Below are 15,766 nucleotides of genomic sequence, written 5' to 3'. Positions count from 1 at the left end.
AAGGGGGCCTTCACGTACTTAGGGCGTGTCGCAATTCGTCATCTACTTGCGGCCGCGGAGGATGCCGAAGCCGACGAGAGCCGCGGAAAGCAGGGTGAGTGCGAGACCGGCGTAGGTGATCGCGTGCTGGAAGTCGGCCGATTGCTGAGCCGTCGTCAGCGCACCGGGGAAGACCAGCGCCAGGATGGTGCCGCTGAGCGCGATGCCGATCCCGATGGTGACCTCGCCGGCGGTGTCGACGAGTGCGGCTCCGACGGCGGTCCGGTTCGACGGCAGGCCACGCATCACGTTGGTGCCCGCCACGACACCGACCACGCGCATACCCGCCGCGACGAGGGCGAGAGCGACGGCGATCCAGACGTAGCCGAGCCCGCCGAACGCGGTGTAGACGGCGAGCCCGCACACGACCGCGCAGGCGCTGAGCCAAGCGGCCTTGGTGAGCCCGACGCGGGTGATCAGCGGGGTGACGAGGGTGCCGCCGGCGATCAGCACGACGACCTGGGGCAGCATCCCGATCGCCGCTTGGGCGGGCGCCCAGCCGAGACCGAACTGCAGGTGCAGCGTCACGAGGTAGCTGAGGCCGGCGGTCGCGAGTCCGGCCGCGGCTTTGAGCGCCAGGCCGCTGGAGACGAGTGGCCGGGCGATGAGCTTCAGATCCAGCAGTGGATGCCGTGCGGTCTTCTGGCGGAAGACGAAGCAGGTTCCGGTGACGAGCGCGGCCGCGGCGACGCCCCAGGGCGGCGCGGAGGCGGTGCCGGCTTCGACGAAGAACGTGGGAGCGAGAAGAGTGAGGATGATCGTCGTGGTCCCCAGCGCGGCGCCGGCGAGGTCGAACGGATCGCGGTGCAGGCCGGCGGGGTCATCTACCGGGATACCCGCCCGGATGCCGAGGAACGCGAGCGCCGCGACGGGCACGTTCACCAGCAGCAATGCTTGCCACGGCGCGAAACCGAGCACGAGGCCACCGGCGGTGGGGCCGATGGCGAGGCCGACCAGGCCCACGGTCGAGATCAGTGTGGTCGCGCGAACGCGCAACACGTCGTCGTCGAACAGGCGGAACACGAGGGCGAGCGATCCCGGTGTCGTCATCGCGGCCGCGACACCCATGACGGCCCGGACGGCGATGAGCTGCCACGCGACGGTGACGAACATCGTGGCCAGGCTCGCCACGCCGAGCAGTACGAGCCCGGCGAGCATGACCTTGCGCCGTCCGATCCGGTCGGCCAGCGCACCGAAGGCAGGCATCAGCCCGCCGAACACGACGGAATACACGCCGGTCACCCATTGCAGGGTGGTCGTCGAGGCGGAGAGTTCGCGGCCGATGGTCGGCAACGCGACGTTGAGGATCGAGTTGTCGAGCATCTCGAACAGGAATACGGCCGAGAGCCCGGCCAGCGCCGGCCACGCTTCGACCAAGGACCGGCTTTGAACGTGGGTACGCAAAGAAAAACTCCTTCACTAGGAAGGAGTGACGGTTCATTCGATACCGCGTGTGCGTGTGCCGATCGGACAGCACATTTCTACCCCGATACCGTGATCTTACCATCGCTGCTCTGTTCGAGTGGGATGTGTTTCCCGCTACTGCGGGTAAGGAGCGCCGGACGCTAGCGTCGGCTGGGGAGAGCATTCGCGCTTACAGGGGAGATTTTTCTTATGGTGCAAAGAAAATCGTCGCGGCCTTTGCTGAGAACCCGGCTCGTGGCCGCGCTCACCGTCGCCGGGTTGATCGCCACCACGGGTACCGCGCTCGCCGACACCAGCGCCGACCGCGCGGTCGTGCAGGAGGCACTGGACCAGATCACCGTGAACGGAGCGCTCGGCGTGCAGGCCAGGGTGACCGACGGCGTCCAGCGGTTCACCGCTCGCTCGGGTAAGGCGGAGTTGGGTTCGAATCGCCCGGTGCCGGAGAACGGCCGGTTCCGCGTCGGCAGCATCACCAAGACGTTCGTGTCGACAGTGCTGTTGCAGATCGCGGGCGAAGGCAAGCTCGACCTGGACGCGCCGGTCGTCCGTTACCTGCCCGGCCGGATCGACGGCCGCATCACGGTCCGCCAGGTCCTGCAGCACACGAGCGGCCTCTACAACTACACCAGCGCGTTACCGCTCGACCCGGACGAATTCGAGCAGATCCGCTACAAACACTGGGCGCCAGAGCAGCTGCTCAAGATCGCCACCGACAAGCCACTCGACTTCGACCCCGGCACCCGGTGGAGCTACTCCAACACCAACTACGTGGTCGCGGGTCTGCTGGTGGAGAAGCTGACCGGCAAGCCGTACGGGAAGGCGGTCGAGCAGAGGATCCTGAAGCCGTTGCACCTCGACGGCACCGAGGTCCCTGGCGACAACGTCGAGATCAGGGGCCCGCACGCCCACGGTTACGTGACCGTGGCGGGCAAGCCGAACGACGTCACCCGCATCAACCCGTCGGTCGCGTGGGCCGCCGGCGAGATCATCTCCACCACGCGTGATCTGGACACGTTCGTCGTGGCGCTCGCGAGCGGCAAGCTGCTCAAGCCCGCGCAACAGCGGGAGCTCAGCAAGACCACCACGGTCAGCCCCGAGTACGGCCTCGGCCTTCAGGTGCAAACCCTGCCGTGCGGCAGCAAGGTGTGGGGACATGGCGGCGGCATCCCCGGCTACTCCTCGCAGCTGCTGACCACACCGGACACCAAGAAGCGGCTGGAGCTCTCGGCCACGAGCGCGCCGACCGGGGGCGACCCCAACCCGGCGCTGCTCAAGCTGCTCGACGAAGTCTTCTGCTGAGGTCTTCCGGGGTAGTGCCTGCAGTGGGTCGAGCGTGGAGGATTCAGGACGCTCAACGTCTTGAATCCTCCACGCTCGGGGCGTGTCAGGCGGGAGCGCCCCGCACCGCCAGTTTCTGCACGTCCATGTACAGGCAGCCTGCCGTCGTGGGCTGCGGCGAGCAGGCCCTGCCCGGGTAGAACGACAGCTGGTTGGACGAAACGGTCAGCCGCACGAACAGCACCCCGGTCGCGCTGCCCGGCGCGAGCTGGAGCGCGGTGAGCTTGTTCAGGTCGGCGGGTTCGAAGTCGCCGGTGCCCGCCTTCACCCACGTCGTGCCGTCCACCGAGGTCTCGACGGTGACGTCCTTGGCCGCGGCGGGCGGGTCGTCGCCGCAGACATTGGACGGGTCGATCTCGATGGCGCTGACATTGACCGGTTTGCCGAGTTTGATCGTGACGAATCGCGTCTCGACGGTGCCGTCGGCCCGGACGACCTTGTCGGTCGACCAGCCACCACCGCCGAGCACCGACGACTTCACCAGGTCACCGGGACCGCAGCCGTACGGCGTGAAGTCCTCGCCGTTGAACGCGGTGACACCGGCACCCGCGTCGGTGGAGGCCCAGTTGAACCGCAGTGACCAGTCGACCTTGGTGGTCCCCGACCGCACCGAGACCGCGCGGGTCTCGCTGTCGGCGCCGCCTCCGGAGGCGTAGACCTTCGGATAGGTACCGGGGAGCACGCCGGAGATGGTGTAGCCGCCGCCGGTGTCGGTGACCGCGGACAGCGAGCCGCCGAATCCGGAGTCGTGCCCGCTGAACCGGACGGCGACGCCGCCGATCGGGGCGCCGCTTTCGCGTTCGGTGACCTTGCCGGTCACGGTCCCGGTCGGGGTACCGGCGGGCGGCGGAGTGGAGAAGTCCTCGGCCGGTGCGGTGTCGGCGCCGGTGATCGACGCGGCGAAGTAGCCCATGCCGCGCGCGGCGAAGGTCTTCCACAGTTCGGCGTGTGCGCGGCCGCCGTTGATCACCGTGTCGGCCTGCAGGATCGCGTTCCGCATGTCGAGGAACGACGGCGACGCGGGCGAAAGCTCCATCGCGCGGGTGACCAGCGCCCGCGTCAGCTGCACACCGAGCGCGGAGCGGAGATCCCACAGCGCGCTCGCCCAGACCTCACCGTCGGCGTGCACCTCCGGGAAGCCGACGATCCGGCCGAGGTCGCCGTAGGTGTAACCGCCGGGCCCCGCCCCTGGTGTACCGGGACACTGTGGCGCACCGGCGCCGACCGGGCAGTCCAGCGGCTGGGTGCGGGCGAGGGGGACGCCGTTGCTCACGTAGTCGCCGCCGAGGAGTTCACCGGGCGCCGAGGTGTCCTTGATCGCGTTACGCCCGACGAGGTAGTCGAAGGCGTACCAGTCGCTCCAAGCCTCACCCATCGCCCCGGACTGGAAGGAGTTCAGCGTGGAGTTGCCCTGCGCGTCGACGACCAGCCGGTTGGACAGGCCGTGGCCGTACTCGTGGTGGATGATCGTGGCGTCGTCGGCGGAGTTCGCCGCGAGGAACGGGTCGGTGGGGTCCCGGGGGTCGTGGAACAGGAACATCCCCATCGTCGGCGGCTGCCCGTCCGGCGGGGTGCCCATGAACGCGTTGTCGTAGTAGCCCGGTTCCTGCGCGCCCAGCAGGGTGTGGACCTGGACGGCGTCGCCGTCGACCTTCTCGAAGTTGCCCGCCTCGCGGGTGAAGCCGATCGGGAAGGAGGCGAGGTGGTCGTGGAAGCTCCCGACGTAGGCCAGTGCCTGCACGGCGTTCTGTTCGCGGTTCTTCGCCCACGAGCCCGGCGTCTTCGGGTCCCAGGAACACGGCCTCGCCGTCGAGCACGGCGGGCCGACGACGCCGGTGAAGTCGGTGAACCGGTAGCGGTAGGTGCCGTCGGTGTTCGGCCCGATCTCCTCCTGCGGCTGGAACTTCAGGTCGCCGTTGACGTCGGCGGCGACATGCGCGACGTTGCCGTCCAGCGTCTTGGCGTCGGCGGGCAGCCAGCCCTTCTGGGTCAGGTCGACCTGCTTCTGCGGGCCCGGCTGGGCTTCCCAGGCGAGGCCTTTGGCTCCGGCAGCGTCGTTGGCGTCGTTGGCGTGGTTCACCAGGTTCTTGCGGTAGAGCAGCTTGCCGGTGCCGGCGTCGGTCACCTCCTGGAACATCTTGTCCACGGCGGGTTTGGCCAGCGTGTACCAGGCGGGCCGGAGCCCGTCGCCGGTCAGGAAAGCGACCTTTTCGGAGTCCGGTGCGGGGGCGGCCAGCGTGGCCACGCCCAGCGACGCGGGAAGATCACGTACGGGCGCCCCGTCCAGCTGGATCAGCCTGCCGTCCTTGGCCACGTGCGCTTTCAAGCCGTTGCCGAACACCGGAACCCCGCCGACGGACTGGGTGAACGACAGGTGATGGGTGCCTTCGACGTCGACGTAGTCCTTGCGCAGGTTCAGCTTCGCGGTGTCTCCCGCGCTGAGACCGACGAGGCCTTCTTTCTCCCGCAGGTAGTTCAGCACGATGTCGCGGGGTGATTTCCCGCTCGGTCCGGTGAGGAACCCGTCGGTGCGAGCGAGGACGCGGGGTGTGCCGGTCAGCTCGTCGAAGTCGAGCACGGCCTGGTTGCCCAGTTCCGCGCGTGCCTTCGCGACGGAATTCGCCCGTGACGCCGAGAGCCGGTCGTGCGCGCCGAGGACGCGCGGGCTGGTTCTCGCCGTGTCGCGGACATCGATGTCCTTTCCGGATCTGTCCGGTGTGGTGTGCACGGCGCCCGGTGCCGGTGCCGCTCCGGCTTGGGGCACTGTGACCAGCGCTAATACTGTGATGGCGGTCGCGGCGCACAATGAGGTACGCGAACGCGACGAACGTGACGTCACTCCAGACCCCTCTCTCGGTGGTGACGCAGACGTTCTCTTCGTACCGATACAGTCACAGCCGACGTCAGCGCCGATCAGGTACGGAATTCCCGGTGAGCGGGACCCACGCGCCTGGGCGTCCACAGTGGATTCAGCGGGATTCGTAGGGGAAGATGGACAACGCCACAGAATTCGAGCGGCTGCGCCCTGCCATGTTCGGTCTCGCCTATCGCCTGCTCGGTTCGGCGGCGGAGGCGGAAGACGCCGTTCAGGACGCCTATCCGAAGTGGGCGGGCGCCGAACGCGGGTCGATCGCGTCGCCGCGGGCGTGGCTGGCGAAAGTGGTCACCAACCTCTGCCTGAACCGGCTGACCTCGGCCAGGGCACAGCGAGAGCGGTATATCGGGCCGTGGCTGCCCGAACCGGTCCTGACCTCGGATGACGCGCTCGGTCCGCTGGAGACGGCGGAGCAGCGGGATTCGGTGTCGCTGGCGATGCTGGTGTTGCTGGAACAGCTCAGCCCGGTCGAGCGGGCGGTGTTCGTGTTGAAGGAGGCTTTCGCATACAGCCATCGTGAGATCGCCGAGATCCTCGACGTGTCCGAGGTCAACTCACGCCAGCTGCACAGCCGGGCGCGACGGGCCTTGAACCGGTCGGACGAGCGACGGGCGCCGAACCCGCGACACCTCGAGAAGCTCGTCGAGAGCTTCCTGTCGGCGGCGCGGGACGGCGATCTGCCCGCTTTGGAGAGCTTGCTGACCGCCGATGTCACGGCGTGGTCCGACGGCGGCGGCAACGTCACCGCCGCCCGGCGTCCGGTGCACGGCGCGGCCAAGGTCGCACGGTTGTACGCCGGGATGTTCGCCGGCGTCGGACAGGTGTCGATCGAGATCCTCGAGGTCAACGGCGGTCCGGCGGTGGTCGCGACGGCCGGTGACGTCCTGTACGGCGTCCTCGGGTTCGAGGTGGTGGACGACCGGATCTCGGGGCTCCGCGCGGTCGGGAATCCGGACAAACTGACGTTCCTGTCGGGGCAGTTGTCACATTCCGGGTGGCCGGCCGGTTCTTGAGGGTGGAAGCTCTCGTGAACGGAGGATCAAGGTGACGAACCCGATTCTGGTGACCGGCGGTACCGGCGACCTCGGCCGTGAGGTGGTGCGGCGGCTGGTCGCCGGAGACCGGCCGGTCCGGATCATGAGCCGGCGGCCGCGTCCCGCGGCGGAACCGAACGAGTGGGCGCGGTGCGATCTGAAGACCGGTGCCGGTCTCGCCGAGGCTGTCGACGGTGTCTCGGCGATCATCCATTGCGCGTCGACGCTGGGTCGCGGGGACGAGCTGGTGACCCGGAACCTGGTCGAGGCTGCGCGGCGCGCGGGCGGCCCGCATCTGGTGTACATCTCGATCGTCGGCATCGACGTGATCCGGTTCTTCTACTACGACGAGAAGCTGGCCTCGGAGAAGGTGATCGAGGAGTCCGGTCTGCCGTGGACGGTGCTGCGCGCGACGCAGTTCCACGAGCTCGTCGCGCGGGCGTCGTCGGCGCAGCGGCGGCTGCCGGTGACGTTCATGCCGTCGGGATTCCGGTTCCAGCCGGTCAGCACCGGCGACGTCGCGGACCGGCTGGTCGAGCTGACGTCCGGTGTGCCGTCGGGAAGGGTGCCGGATATGGGTGGTCCCGAGGTGCGGAGCGCCCGTGACCTGGCGGAGGCGTACCAGCGGTCGGTGGGGCGCCGGAAGCCGATCGTGCCGCTGTGGCTGCCTGGCAAGGCGGCGCGGGCGTTCCGGGCGGGCGGCAACCTGACCCCGGAGAACGCGACCGGCGCGGGCACCTTCGAGGAGTTCCTCTCCTCACGCGTGTAGTCCTCTGCACGCGGCACACCGAGCCGGGCTCACGCGTGCGAGTTACGGTGGCCTGGTGACGATCACCGGGTTCTCCTCCTCCTTCGAAACGGGTGATCCGCAGCCGGTGGATCCGGCCTTGAGCGTCGGCACCGGGCCGCGGTCGTCACCGACCGCGAAGAGCGGCGTCGGGTTCACCGGCGCGCACGCCCTCCGCTACGAGAACACGCTGCGCGCCACCCTGTTCGAAGTGGACATCGAGGTCACCGGCGACACCGAACTGTCCTATGTGGTCTTCCCCGAAGCGGGGACGGACTACAGCGGCACCTTCGTGGCCCTGGACGTCGAGTTCACCGACGGGACGTCCACCGGGTTCACCGCCGCCGGGCAGGGCATGGACAAGACGCTGTACGTGGACCAGTGGAACCTCGTGCGCCGCAGGCTGGGTGAGTTCGCCGGACGACGGATCGCCCGGATCGTCCTGATCAGCGAACCCCCGGACGGCGAGAGCGCGGGCTGGGTGGACGACGTCCGGATCACCGACCGCGTCATCGAGATCCGCGAGCCGGTGGACCACGTCCGCACCACCCGCGGCACACATTCCAGCGACAAGTTCTCGCGGGGCAACAACTTCCCCGCGACCGCCGTCCCGCACGGCTTCAACTTCTGGACCCCGGTCACCGACGCGAGCGCCACCAACTGGATCTACAGCTACCACCGGCACAACGACGCCGCGAACCGTCCCGCGCTGCAGGCGTTCGCGCTGTCGCATCAGCCGAGCCCGTGGATGGGCGACCGGCACACCTTCCAGGTGATGCCGGGGATCGGCCCGGTCGAGTCCGACCGGGCCCGCCGCGCGCTCGCGTTCTCCCACGACGACGAGATCGACCGGCCGCATCACTACGGTGTCCGGTTCGCCAACGGGATCACCACCGACATCGCCCCGGCGGATCACGCGGCGCTGTTCCGGTTCACCTTCCCGGGTGACCGCGGCTGGCTGCTGTTCGACAACGCCCGCAACCGGGGAGGGCTGCGGCTCGACCCGGCGAACGGTGTCCTCACCGGTCACACCTGGGTGCGCAGCCGGTTGTCGGCCGGGGCGCGGCGGATGTTCGTCCACGCCGAGTTCGACGTCCACGCCGAAAACGGCGGGAGGATCCGGCGCCCGGTGTGGCGCACGGTGACCGGGTTCCTGGAGTTCGCGGCCGGCGAGGTGACGATGCGGATCGCGACGTCGCTGATCAGCCTCGCGCAGGCCAAGCGGAACCTCGACCGGGAGATCCCCGCCGGAACGACCTTCGAGCAGGTCCGCGATCAAGCCCGCGCGCGGTGGGCCGAGGTGCTGGACCGGGTCGAGATCGAGGGAGCGACCGAGGAGCAGCGCACGACGTTCTACTCCAATCTCTACCGCCTGTTCCTGTATCCGAACTCCGCGCACGAAGACACCCCGAAGGGCGTCCGCCACGCGAGCCCGGTCGTCCGCCGCCTCTGGCCCAGCACGCGCACCCGGACCGGCGCGAAGGTCGTGGACGGCGAGATGTACGTCAACAACGGCTTCTGGGACACCTATCGCACCACCTGGCCCGCGTACGCGCTGCTCACCCCCGGCCGGTGCGGGCGGATGATCGACGGGTTCGTCCAGCAGTACCGCGAAGGCGGCTGGATCTCACGCTGGTCCTCCCCCGGCTACGCCAACCTCATGACCGGCACCAGTTCCGACGTGGCGTTCGCCGACGCGTACCTCAAAGGCGTGCGCGGATTCGACGTCGAGGCCGCCTACGAAGCGGCACTGAAGAACGCGACGGTGACGCCGCGCGGGCAGAGCGTCGGCCGGAAGGGCCTGCACGAGTCGATCTTCCTCGGGTTCACGCCGACGTCGGTCCACGAGGGACTGTCGTGGGCTCTGGAGGGCTGCGTCAACGACTTCGGCCTGGCCAATTTCGCCGAGGCACTCGGACACGACGACGACGCCGCCTACTTCCGCCAGCGCTCGCAGCAGTACGCGAACCACTTCGACCACCTGATCGGGTTCTTCCAGGGCCGCAACCGGGACGGCAGCCGCCACTTCGCCGCCGAGGGCTACGACCCCGAAGCGTGGGGCGGCGACTTCACCGAGACGAACTCCTGGAACACCGCCTTCTCCGTACCCCACGACGGCGCCGGCCTCGCGGCACTGCACGGCGGGGCGGAGGCACTCGAGTCCAAACTGGACACGTTCTTCGCGACGCCGGAGACCGGCCGCAAACCGGGTTCCTATGGTGGGCTGATCCACGAGATGACCGAGGCGCGCGACGTCCGGATGGGACAGTACGGGCATTCCAACCAGCCTTCGCACCACATTCCCTGGATCTACAACCACGCGGGCGCGCCCCCGAAGACGCAGCGGATCGTGCGGGAGGTCCTGCGGCGGCTCTACGTCGGGAGCGACCTCGGCCAGGGCTACCCCGGCGACGAGGACAACGGCGAGATGTCCGCTTGGTACGTCTTCGCCGCACTCGGGTTCTACCCGCTGGCGATGGGCAGCCCCGAGTACGCGATCGGCGCGCCGCTGTTCACGAAGGCGACCGTCCACCTCGAGAACGGGAAGGACCTGGTCGTCGAGGCGCCCGGCAACACCGACGACACCGTGTACGTCCAAGGGCTGACGATCGACGGACGGCCGCACGAGAGCACCACGCTCCCGCATTCCGCGCTGGCCGAGGGCGCGAAACTGGAGTTCACGATGGGCGAGCGGCCGTCGGACTGGGGCCACTCCCTCGTCGAGCCCGCCGACCCGCGACCGCTCACGGACATCACGGCGGGCGACGGACCACTGTTCGACGACACCACCAAGACCGAGATCACCTTCCCCGGGCGCGAACCCGTCATCGAGTTCCCCGTCGAGGACGCTTCTCGCGACGTCGTCATGTACACGCTGACCTCGGGAAGCCGCCGGGGTGATCCGCGTTCGTGGGTGCTGGAGGGATCCGACGACGGCGAGCGCTGGACGCTGCTGGACCAGCGTGAGGGCGAGACGTTCCGATGGCGCCGCCAGACGCGGCCGTTCGCCCTCGCCGAGCCGGCACGACACGCCCGATACCGTCTTCGCGTCACCTCGTCCACCGCCCGGCGGGTCACCCTCGCCCAAGGAGAGCTGCTCGCCCGATGATCACCCGCATCACCCAGGCCACGACCGACCGTCTGGTCGCCTCCGATCCCGGCCTGGTCCGGCTCCGGCTCGGCTTCTCGGCCGTCCTCAGCATCGTCGTCGCGGTGCTGGCCATCCTGCCGTTCCACCAGCCGCTCACGGTCACCCTCGTCGCCGCCATCGCCGCGATGACCTCCGCCTTCACCGTCAACGACGAGACCCCCGGGAAGCAGGCGGTGACGCTGGTACTGGGACTGCTGCTCGGTGCGGCGTCACTCACCGCGGCCAGTGTGGGATCGGCGGTGCCGCCGCTGGACAGCGTCGTGTTCGTGCTGCTGATCTTCGTCGCGGTCTACGCCCAGCGGTTCGGTTCGCGCGGGATCGCACTGGGCTCGCTGTCGTTCTTCCTGTTCTTCTTCGCGATGTTCCTGCAGACGCATTTGAAGCAGGTTCCGGCGCTGCTGCTGGCGCTGACCATCGGGATCGCGGCCAACGCGGTGGTCCGGTTCGTCCTGGTGCGCAGGGACACCGACGCGGAGTTCCTCCGGATCCGGCGGGCGTTCCGGGCCAGGCTCGCCGCGGTGGTGATGGCGGCCGAGGATCACCTCACGGTGGGCGGCAGCGAACGCACCCGCAAGCGGCTCCGCAGGACGAACGCCCGGATGCACGAATCCGTGCTGCTCATCGAGGACACCGCGCCGGAGGTGACCGGCGCGGAATCGGCGAACCGGCTCCGCCGCCGGGCGATCGAGGTCGAACTGGCGGTGCAATGGCTGACGATCACGGTCCAGCGCACCTGTGCCGAAGATCTCGACGAGGACGTCCGGGACGATCTGATCGCACGGATGCGGCGGTTCCGGTCGCTGATCGAACGCGATCCCCGTGAACTGCCGCTGATCAGCGAGACCGAAGAGTTCAGCAAGATGCTGGTGGAAGGCAGCCGGATCGACGAACACGCCGCACCCGGCGACGGCGTCCGCCGCGCGCTCGCCGAACTCGCGCTGGCCGATGTGCGGGCACAGCGGGTCGCCGAGCACGACGTCTCCGATGCCGCCGACGACCCTGAAGATCCCGACGAGGGGAAGTCGGCGGCGTTCGCCTACGACAACCAGACGCGCAGCGCCATCCAGGCCGTGGTGGGCGGCGGACTCGCCGTGCTCGGCGGTGAGCTGGTGTCGAGCCAGCGGTGGTACTGGGCGGTGTTGACGGTCTTCGTGGTGTTCATCGGCTCGTCCACGGCGGGGGCGACCTTCGTCAAGGGCGTCCGGCGGCTCGGCGGCACGCTGATCGGGATCGTCGGCGGGCTGGTGCTGACGCTGCTCGTGTCGGGCAGTGTGCCGGCGACGCTGGCGCTGATCCTGGTGTGCGTGTTCGGCATGGTCTACATGGCGCGGGTGTCGCAGGTGATCATGGCGTTCTTCATCACCAGCATGCTCGGGCTGCTGTACAGCCTGCTGGGCACGTTCAGCATCGAGGTGCTCTGGATCCGGGTCGCGGAGACCGCCGTGGGCGCGGCGGCCGGAGTACTGGCGGCGGTGGTGATCGTGCCGGTGCGCACGCGGGCGGTGATGCTGGACGACGTCTCGGCGTTGCTGGAAGAGCTGGACGAGTTCGTCGAGAAGGCCGCGGGCCTGCTCTCCGGTGCCGAGAACGTGAGCGTCATCGAGAAGTCGCGCGATCTCGACCGGGCGGTGGACAAGGTCCGCACGACGATCGAGCCGCTCACCCATCCGGTGAATCTCAGCAGCCGCCGCGACTACGGCTGGCATGTGCTCACGACGGTGGAGACCATCGCCTTCCGCGCCCGGCACGTCGCGGCGCGATCACAGCCAGGGCTGCTGCTCAACGAGGCGGATCGGTTGCTGCTGTACACCGGGCGGATCCGGGAGAACACCTCGGTGCTGAGGAAGGCCATGGGTGATCCGGGCGGACTCGCCCGCGGCACGCTGATCCGCGACGACGGCACGCCGGTGGCCGACCGGATCGACGATCCGCAGGCTCGTTCGGTACTCACCAGTCTCGGACATCTCGACGAGACGGTGATCGCGCTGGGCCGCGTGTTCGGGGTCGAGGCCACCGATCCGGCGCCGTCCGGGAAGTCGTGAGGATGCTCGGTCCGTGGGGTGTCGTGAAGGGCCCCTTTGAGACAATGATCGTCTCAAAGGGGCCCTTCACGACATAAGAGCTCGTGGCTCGTGATCAGTTCTTCGGTTTGGGACAGGACTTCCAGGAGAAGTGGTAGGTGGTCTTGATGGCGCCGTCGGTCGAGTCCATGGTGACGAAGCTGGTGGTCTTCTTCGGATCGGAAGTGCCGACCGCGGCCCGCAATTCCGTGTTGATGTTGAAGTTCCGGTCCTCACCACAAGGTTTGTAGACGATGGCGCCGACTTCGATCTCGTCGGTGAACTGCCAGTTGTCCTCGAACGGGCCCTTCAGGCTGTGGTTCACGAAGGACGTCGGGGAATTGCCCTGGAAGTAGTAGTTGGCTCGCTCCAGCCCGGTCGCTCCCGCGGCCAACGAAGCGAACCCGCGGTAGTCGGTGCCCGCGATGCCGTAGGTGAAGCCCTGCGGCACGTGGACATAGAGGTTGAGCTGGCAGTTCTTGCGCAGATCGGTCGGCTTCGCACCGACACCGACCTGGGCGGTGTACTCGCTGTAGGTCACCGTGAACGCGGTGTTGTCCGGAGACACGGAAACAGCCGCGGTACCCGGTCTGCAGCCGGTTCCGTTGACCGTCACGACGTCGATGACTATCTTGTCGGACGGCAACGGAGGCGGCACCCAGGCGTTCGGCGTGACGACCGAGGACAACAGGGTCACGGCAGCGACCAGCACGTTGAGCATGGGATCCTTCCCAAAGCTTCCACACGGCGGAACTGGGCGGATTCGAGGTCAGCGAGACGTTCTTTCCCGGCCCGCCCGCCGATCGGGACGAAAACGGATTCGGTCACCGGACACAGGGGTGACCGCCGAAAATGGGGTCGTCGAGAAGACTCGCCACCGGGCAGGGCCGGCGACGAGCTGTGGAGTCGTCGTTCAGAGCGGCCAAGGTCCTGAACAAGCAGGGGTCGACGGCCTTCTTCCGGACCGGGAAGCAGGCCGTCACCCTGGTGGAGCGGTCAGGAGGCCGGGCAGGTCTTCCACGAGAAGTGGTAGGTGGTCTTGAACGCGCCGTCGGTCGAATCCATCGTGATGAAACTGGTGGTCTTCTTCGGATCCGACGAACCCGCGCCGACCCTCAGCTCCGTGTTCACGTTGAGATTCCGGTCCTCACCGCACGGCTTGTAGATGATGACGCCACCTTCGGCCTCGTCACGGAATTGCCAGTTGTCCGACAACGGCCCATTGACGGGGTGGCTCACCTGCGCGGTCGGCGAATTTCCCTGGAAGTAGTAATTCGCCCGCTGGAGCCCCCTGGCGCCGGATTCGAGCGAAGCGAAACCGCGGTAATCGGCGCTGGCGATGCCGTAGGTGAATCCCTGCGGAATGTGGATATTGAGGTTGAGCTGGCAGTTCTTCCGGAAGTCGGTCGGCTTCGCGCCCACGCCGACCTGGGCGGTGTATTCGCTGTAGGTGACCGTGAAGGAACTGTTGTCCCTGGCGACGGCGACCGCCGACGAACCCGGCGGGCAGCCGGAACCATTCACGGTGACCACGTCGATGACGACCCGGTCGGGCGGGGGTACCGGCGGCGGCGACATGCTGTTCGGCGTTATTATCGACGAGAAAAGCGATACGGCGGCAACCACTGCATTGAGCATGGGGTCCTTCCCGAAAACTTTCACACGGGGCGGGGAACTGGGCGGACTCATGTTAGCGAAACGATCTTCACGATGCCGCCCGCCGATCGGACGCAATTCGCAACGGCAATCGGTTCATGAAATGACATTATGGCCTGTAACCGTTTTCCGGAGCGCGCGAGAACGCCACTCGGACCAGAAAACACCATTCGATTCGCACGATATGAAAAAGGCTTTCGCGGGTTCGGCGTTGACGATCCCGGTGAGACAGCGACGGCGCCCGCGGCCACCCACCCACCACCTCGACGCCCGGAGAGCGTGGGCCTGATCACCCGGCGTCGGCATCGATCAAGAAAACAGTGACTGGACGCACCCGAACGGCGACTCGGGACAGGACTAGCATCGCGGTACAAGTCGATGTCGCCTCAAGCTGGAGAACCGCAATGACCCAAGCCCCTGTCAACGTCACCGTCACCGGTGCGGCCGGCCAGATCGGCTACGCGCTGCTCTTCCGCATCGCGTCCGGTCAGCTGCTCGGCCCGGACACCCCGGTGAAGCTGCGGCTCCTGGAGATCCCGCAGGCGGTCAAGGCGGCTGAGGGCACCGCGATGGAACTCGAAGACGGCGCGTTCCCGCTGCTGTCGGGCATCGACATCTTCGACGACCCGAAGCAGGCCTTCGAGGGCGCGAACGTCGCCCTGCTGGTCGGCGCCCGTCCCCGCGCCAAGGGCATGGAGCGCGGCGACCTGCTCGAGGCCAACGGTGGCATCTTCAAGCCGCAGGGTGAGGCCATCAACGCCGGCGCGGCGAGCGACATCAAGGTCCTCGTGGTCGGCAACCCGGCCAACACCAACGCCCTCATCGCCCAGGCGCACGCGCCCGACGTCCCGGCCGACCGCTTCACCGCGATGACCCGCCTCGACCACAACCGCGCCCTCGCGCAGCTGTCGAAGAAGCTGGGCGTGCCGGTGACCGAACTGAAGAAGGTCGCGATCTGGGGCAACCACTCCGCGACCCAGTACCCGTCGATCGCGCACGCCGAGGTGTCCGGCAAGCCCGCGACCGAGGTCATCACCGACCAGCAGTGGCTGGCCGACGACTTCATCCCGACCGTCGCCAAGCGCGGCGCGGCGATCATCGAGGCCCGCGGCCTGTCCTCCGCGGCGTCTGCCGCCTCCGCCGCGATCGACCACGTCTACACCTGGGTCAACGGCACCCCCGAGGGTGACTGGACCTCGGCGGCGGTCGTGTCCGACGGCTCCTACGGCGTGCCGGAGGGCCTGATCTCCTCGTTCCCGGTCACCGCCGCGAACGGCGAGTACAAGATCGTCCAAGGCCTGGAGATCGACGACTTCTCGCGCGCCCGCATCGACGCTTCGGTCAACGAGCTGGCCGAAGAGCGCGACGCGGTGAAGAAGCTCGGCCTCATCTGAGCCTGAT

The 15,766-nt window shown here is 68.1% G+C and carries 10 protein-coding genes; 6 read left to right on the top strand and 4 right to left on the bottom strand.

All coding sequences use genetic code 11. The features are described from left to right. Positions 1-42: 42 nt before the first annotated feature. Positions 43-1,443, bottom strand: a complete 1,401-nt coding sequence (locus tag DL990_RS38515) for an MFS transporter (RefSeq protein ID WP_125801621.1) — start codon at positions 1,441-1,443, stop codon at positions 43-45. Between the two features lie 210 nt (positions 1,444-1,653). Here DL990_RS38515 and DL990_RS38510 point away from each other — a divergent pair, with 210 nt between their 5' ends. Further along, the gene (locus tag DL990_RS38510; protein WP_125801620.1) at positions 1,654-2,763 is read left to right on the top strand and encodes a serine hydrolase; all 1,110 of its coding nucleotides are present in this window, start codon (positions 1,654-1,656) and stop codon (positions 2,761-2,763) included. An 85-nt stretch (positions 2,764-2,848) separates the two neighbouring features. On the opposite strand, the gene DL990_RS38505 is transcribed toward DL990_RS38510, so the two are convergent. Then, positions 2,849-5,566: a M36 family metallopeptidase gene (locus tag DL990_RS38505; protein WP_233620697.1), complete on the bottom strand. Its 2,718-nt coding sequence runs from the start codon at positions 5,564-5,566 to the stop codon at positions 2,849-2,851. A 227-nt stretch (positions 5,567-5,793) separates the two neighbouring features. On the opposite strand from DL990_RS38505, the gene DL990_RS38500 reads away from it, so the two are divergent. The 4 genes from DL990_RS38500 to DL990_RS38485 are packed head-to-tail and all read left to right on the top strand — an operon-like array spanning position 5,794 to position 12,691. After that, positions 5,794-6,690 (top strand): RNA polymerase sigma-70 factor, encoded by an 897-nt coding sequence (locus DL990_RS38500; RefSeq protein WP_125787673.1) that lies wholly within the window; start codon positions 5,794-5,796, stop codon positions 6,688-6,690. 31 nt (positions 6,691-6,721) lie between these two features. After that, the gene (locus DL990_RS38495) at positions 6,722-7,480 is read left to right on the top strand and encodes an SDR family oxidoreductase (protein WP_125801618.1); all 759 of its coding nucleotides are present in this window, start codon (positions 6,722-6,724) and stop codon (positions 7,478-7,480) included. A gap of 55 nt (positions 7,481-7,535) precedes the next feature. Further along, the gene (locus DL990_RS38490) at positions 7,536-10,607 is read left to right on the top strand and encodes a GH92 family glycosyl hydrolase (protein WP_125801617.1); all 3,072 of its coding nucleotides are present in this window, start codon (positions 7,536-7,538) and stop codon (positions 10,605-10,607) included. Beyond that, the gene (locus DL990_RS38485) at positions 10,604-12,691 is read left to right on the top strand and encodes an FUSC family protein (protein WP_125801616.1); all 2,088 of its coding nucleotides are present in this window, start codon (positions 10,604-10,606) and stop codon (positions 12,689-12,691) included. Before DL990_RS38490 ends, DL990_RS38485 begins: the two co-directional genes overlap by 4 nt. A gap of 94 nt (positions 12,692-12,785) precedes the next feature. Here DL990_RS38485 and DL990_RS38480 read toward each other — a convergent pair whose 3' ends face one another. Together DL990_RS38480 and DL990_RS38475 are read right to left on the bottom strand one after the other, a co-directional pair. After that, positions 12,786-13,430: a DUF4360 domain-containing protein gene (locus DL990_RS38480; RefSeq protein WP_125787677.1), complete on the bottom strand. Its 645-nt coding sequence runs from the start codon at positions 13,428-13,430 to the stop codon at positions 12,786-12,788. Between the two features lie 275 nt (positions 13,431-13,705). Further along, positions 13,706-14,347, bottom strand: coding sequence for a DUF4360 domain-containing protein (locus DL990_RS38475; RefSeq protein ID WP_199746782.1), 642 nt, complete (start codon positions 14,345-14,347; stop codon positions 13,706-13,708). A 422-nt stretch (positions 14,348-14,769) separates the two neighbouring features. On the opposite strand from DL990_RS38475, the gene DL990_RS38465 reads away from it, so the two are divergent. After that, positions 14,770-15,759, top strand: a complete 990-nt coding sequence (locus tag DL990_RS38465) for a malate dehydrogenase (protein WP_125787678.1) — start codon at positions 14,770-14,772, stop codon at positions 15,757-15,759. The last annotated feature ends 7 nt before the right edge of the window (positions 15,760-15,766 follow it).

The sequence above is a fragment of the Amycolatopsis sp. WAC 01416 genome (assembly GCF_003947485.1).
Taxonomy (GTDB): Bacteria; Actinomycetota; Actinomycetes; order Mycobacteriales; family Pseudonocardiaceae; genus Amycolatopsis.
Note: the sequence above shows the minus strand (reverse complement) of the source record. Positions and strands in the feature narration are given on the sequence as shown.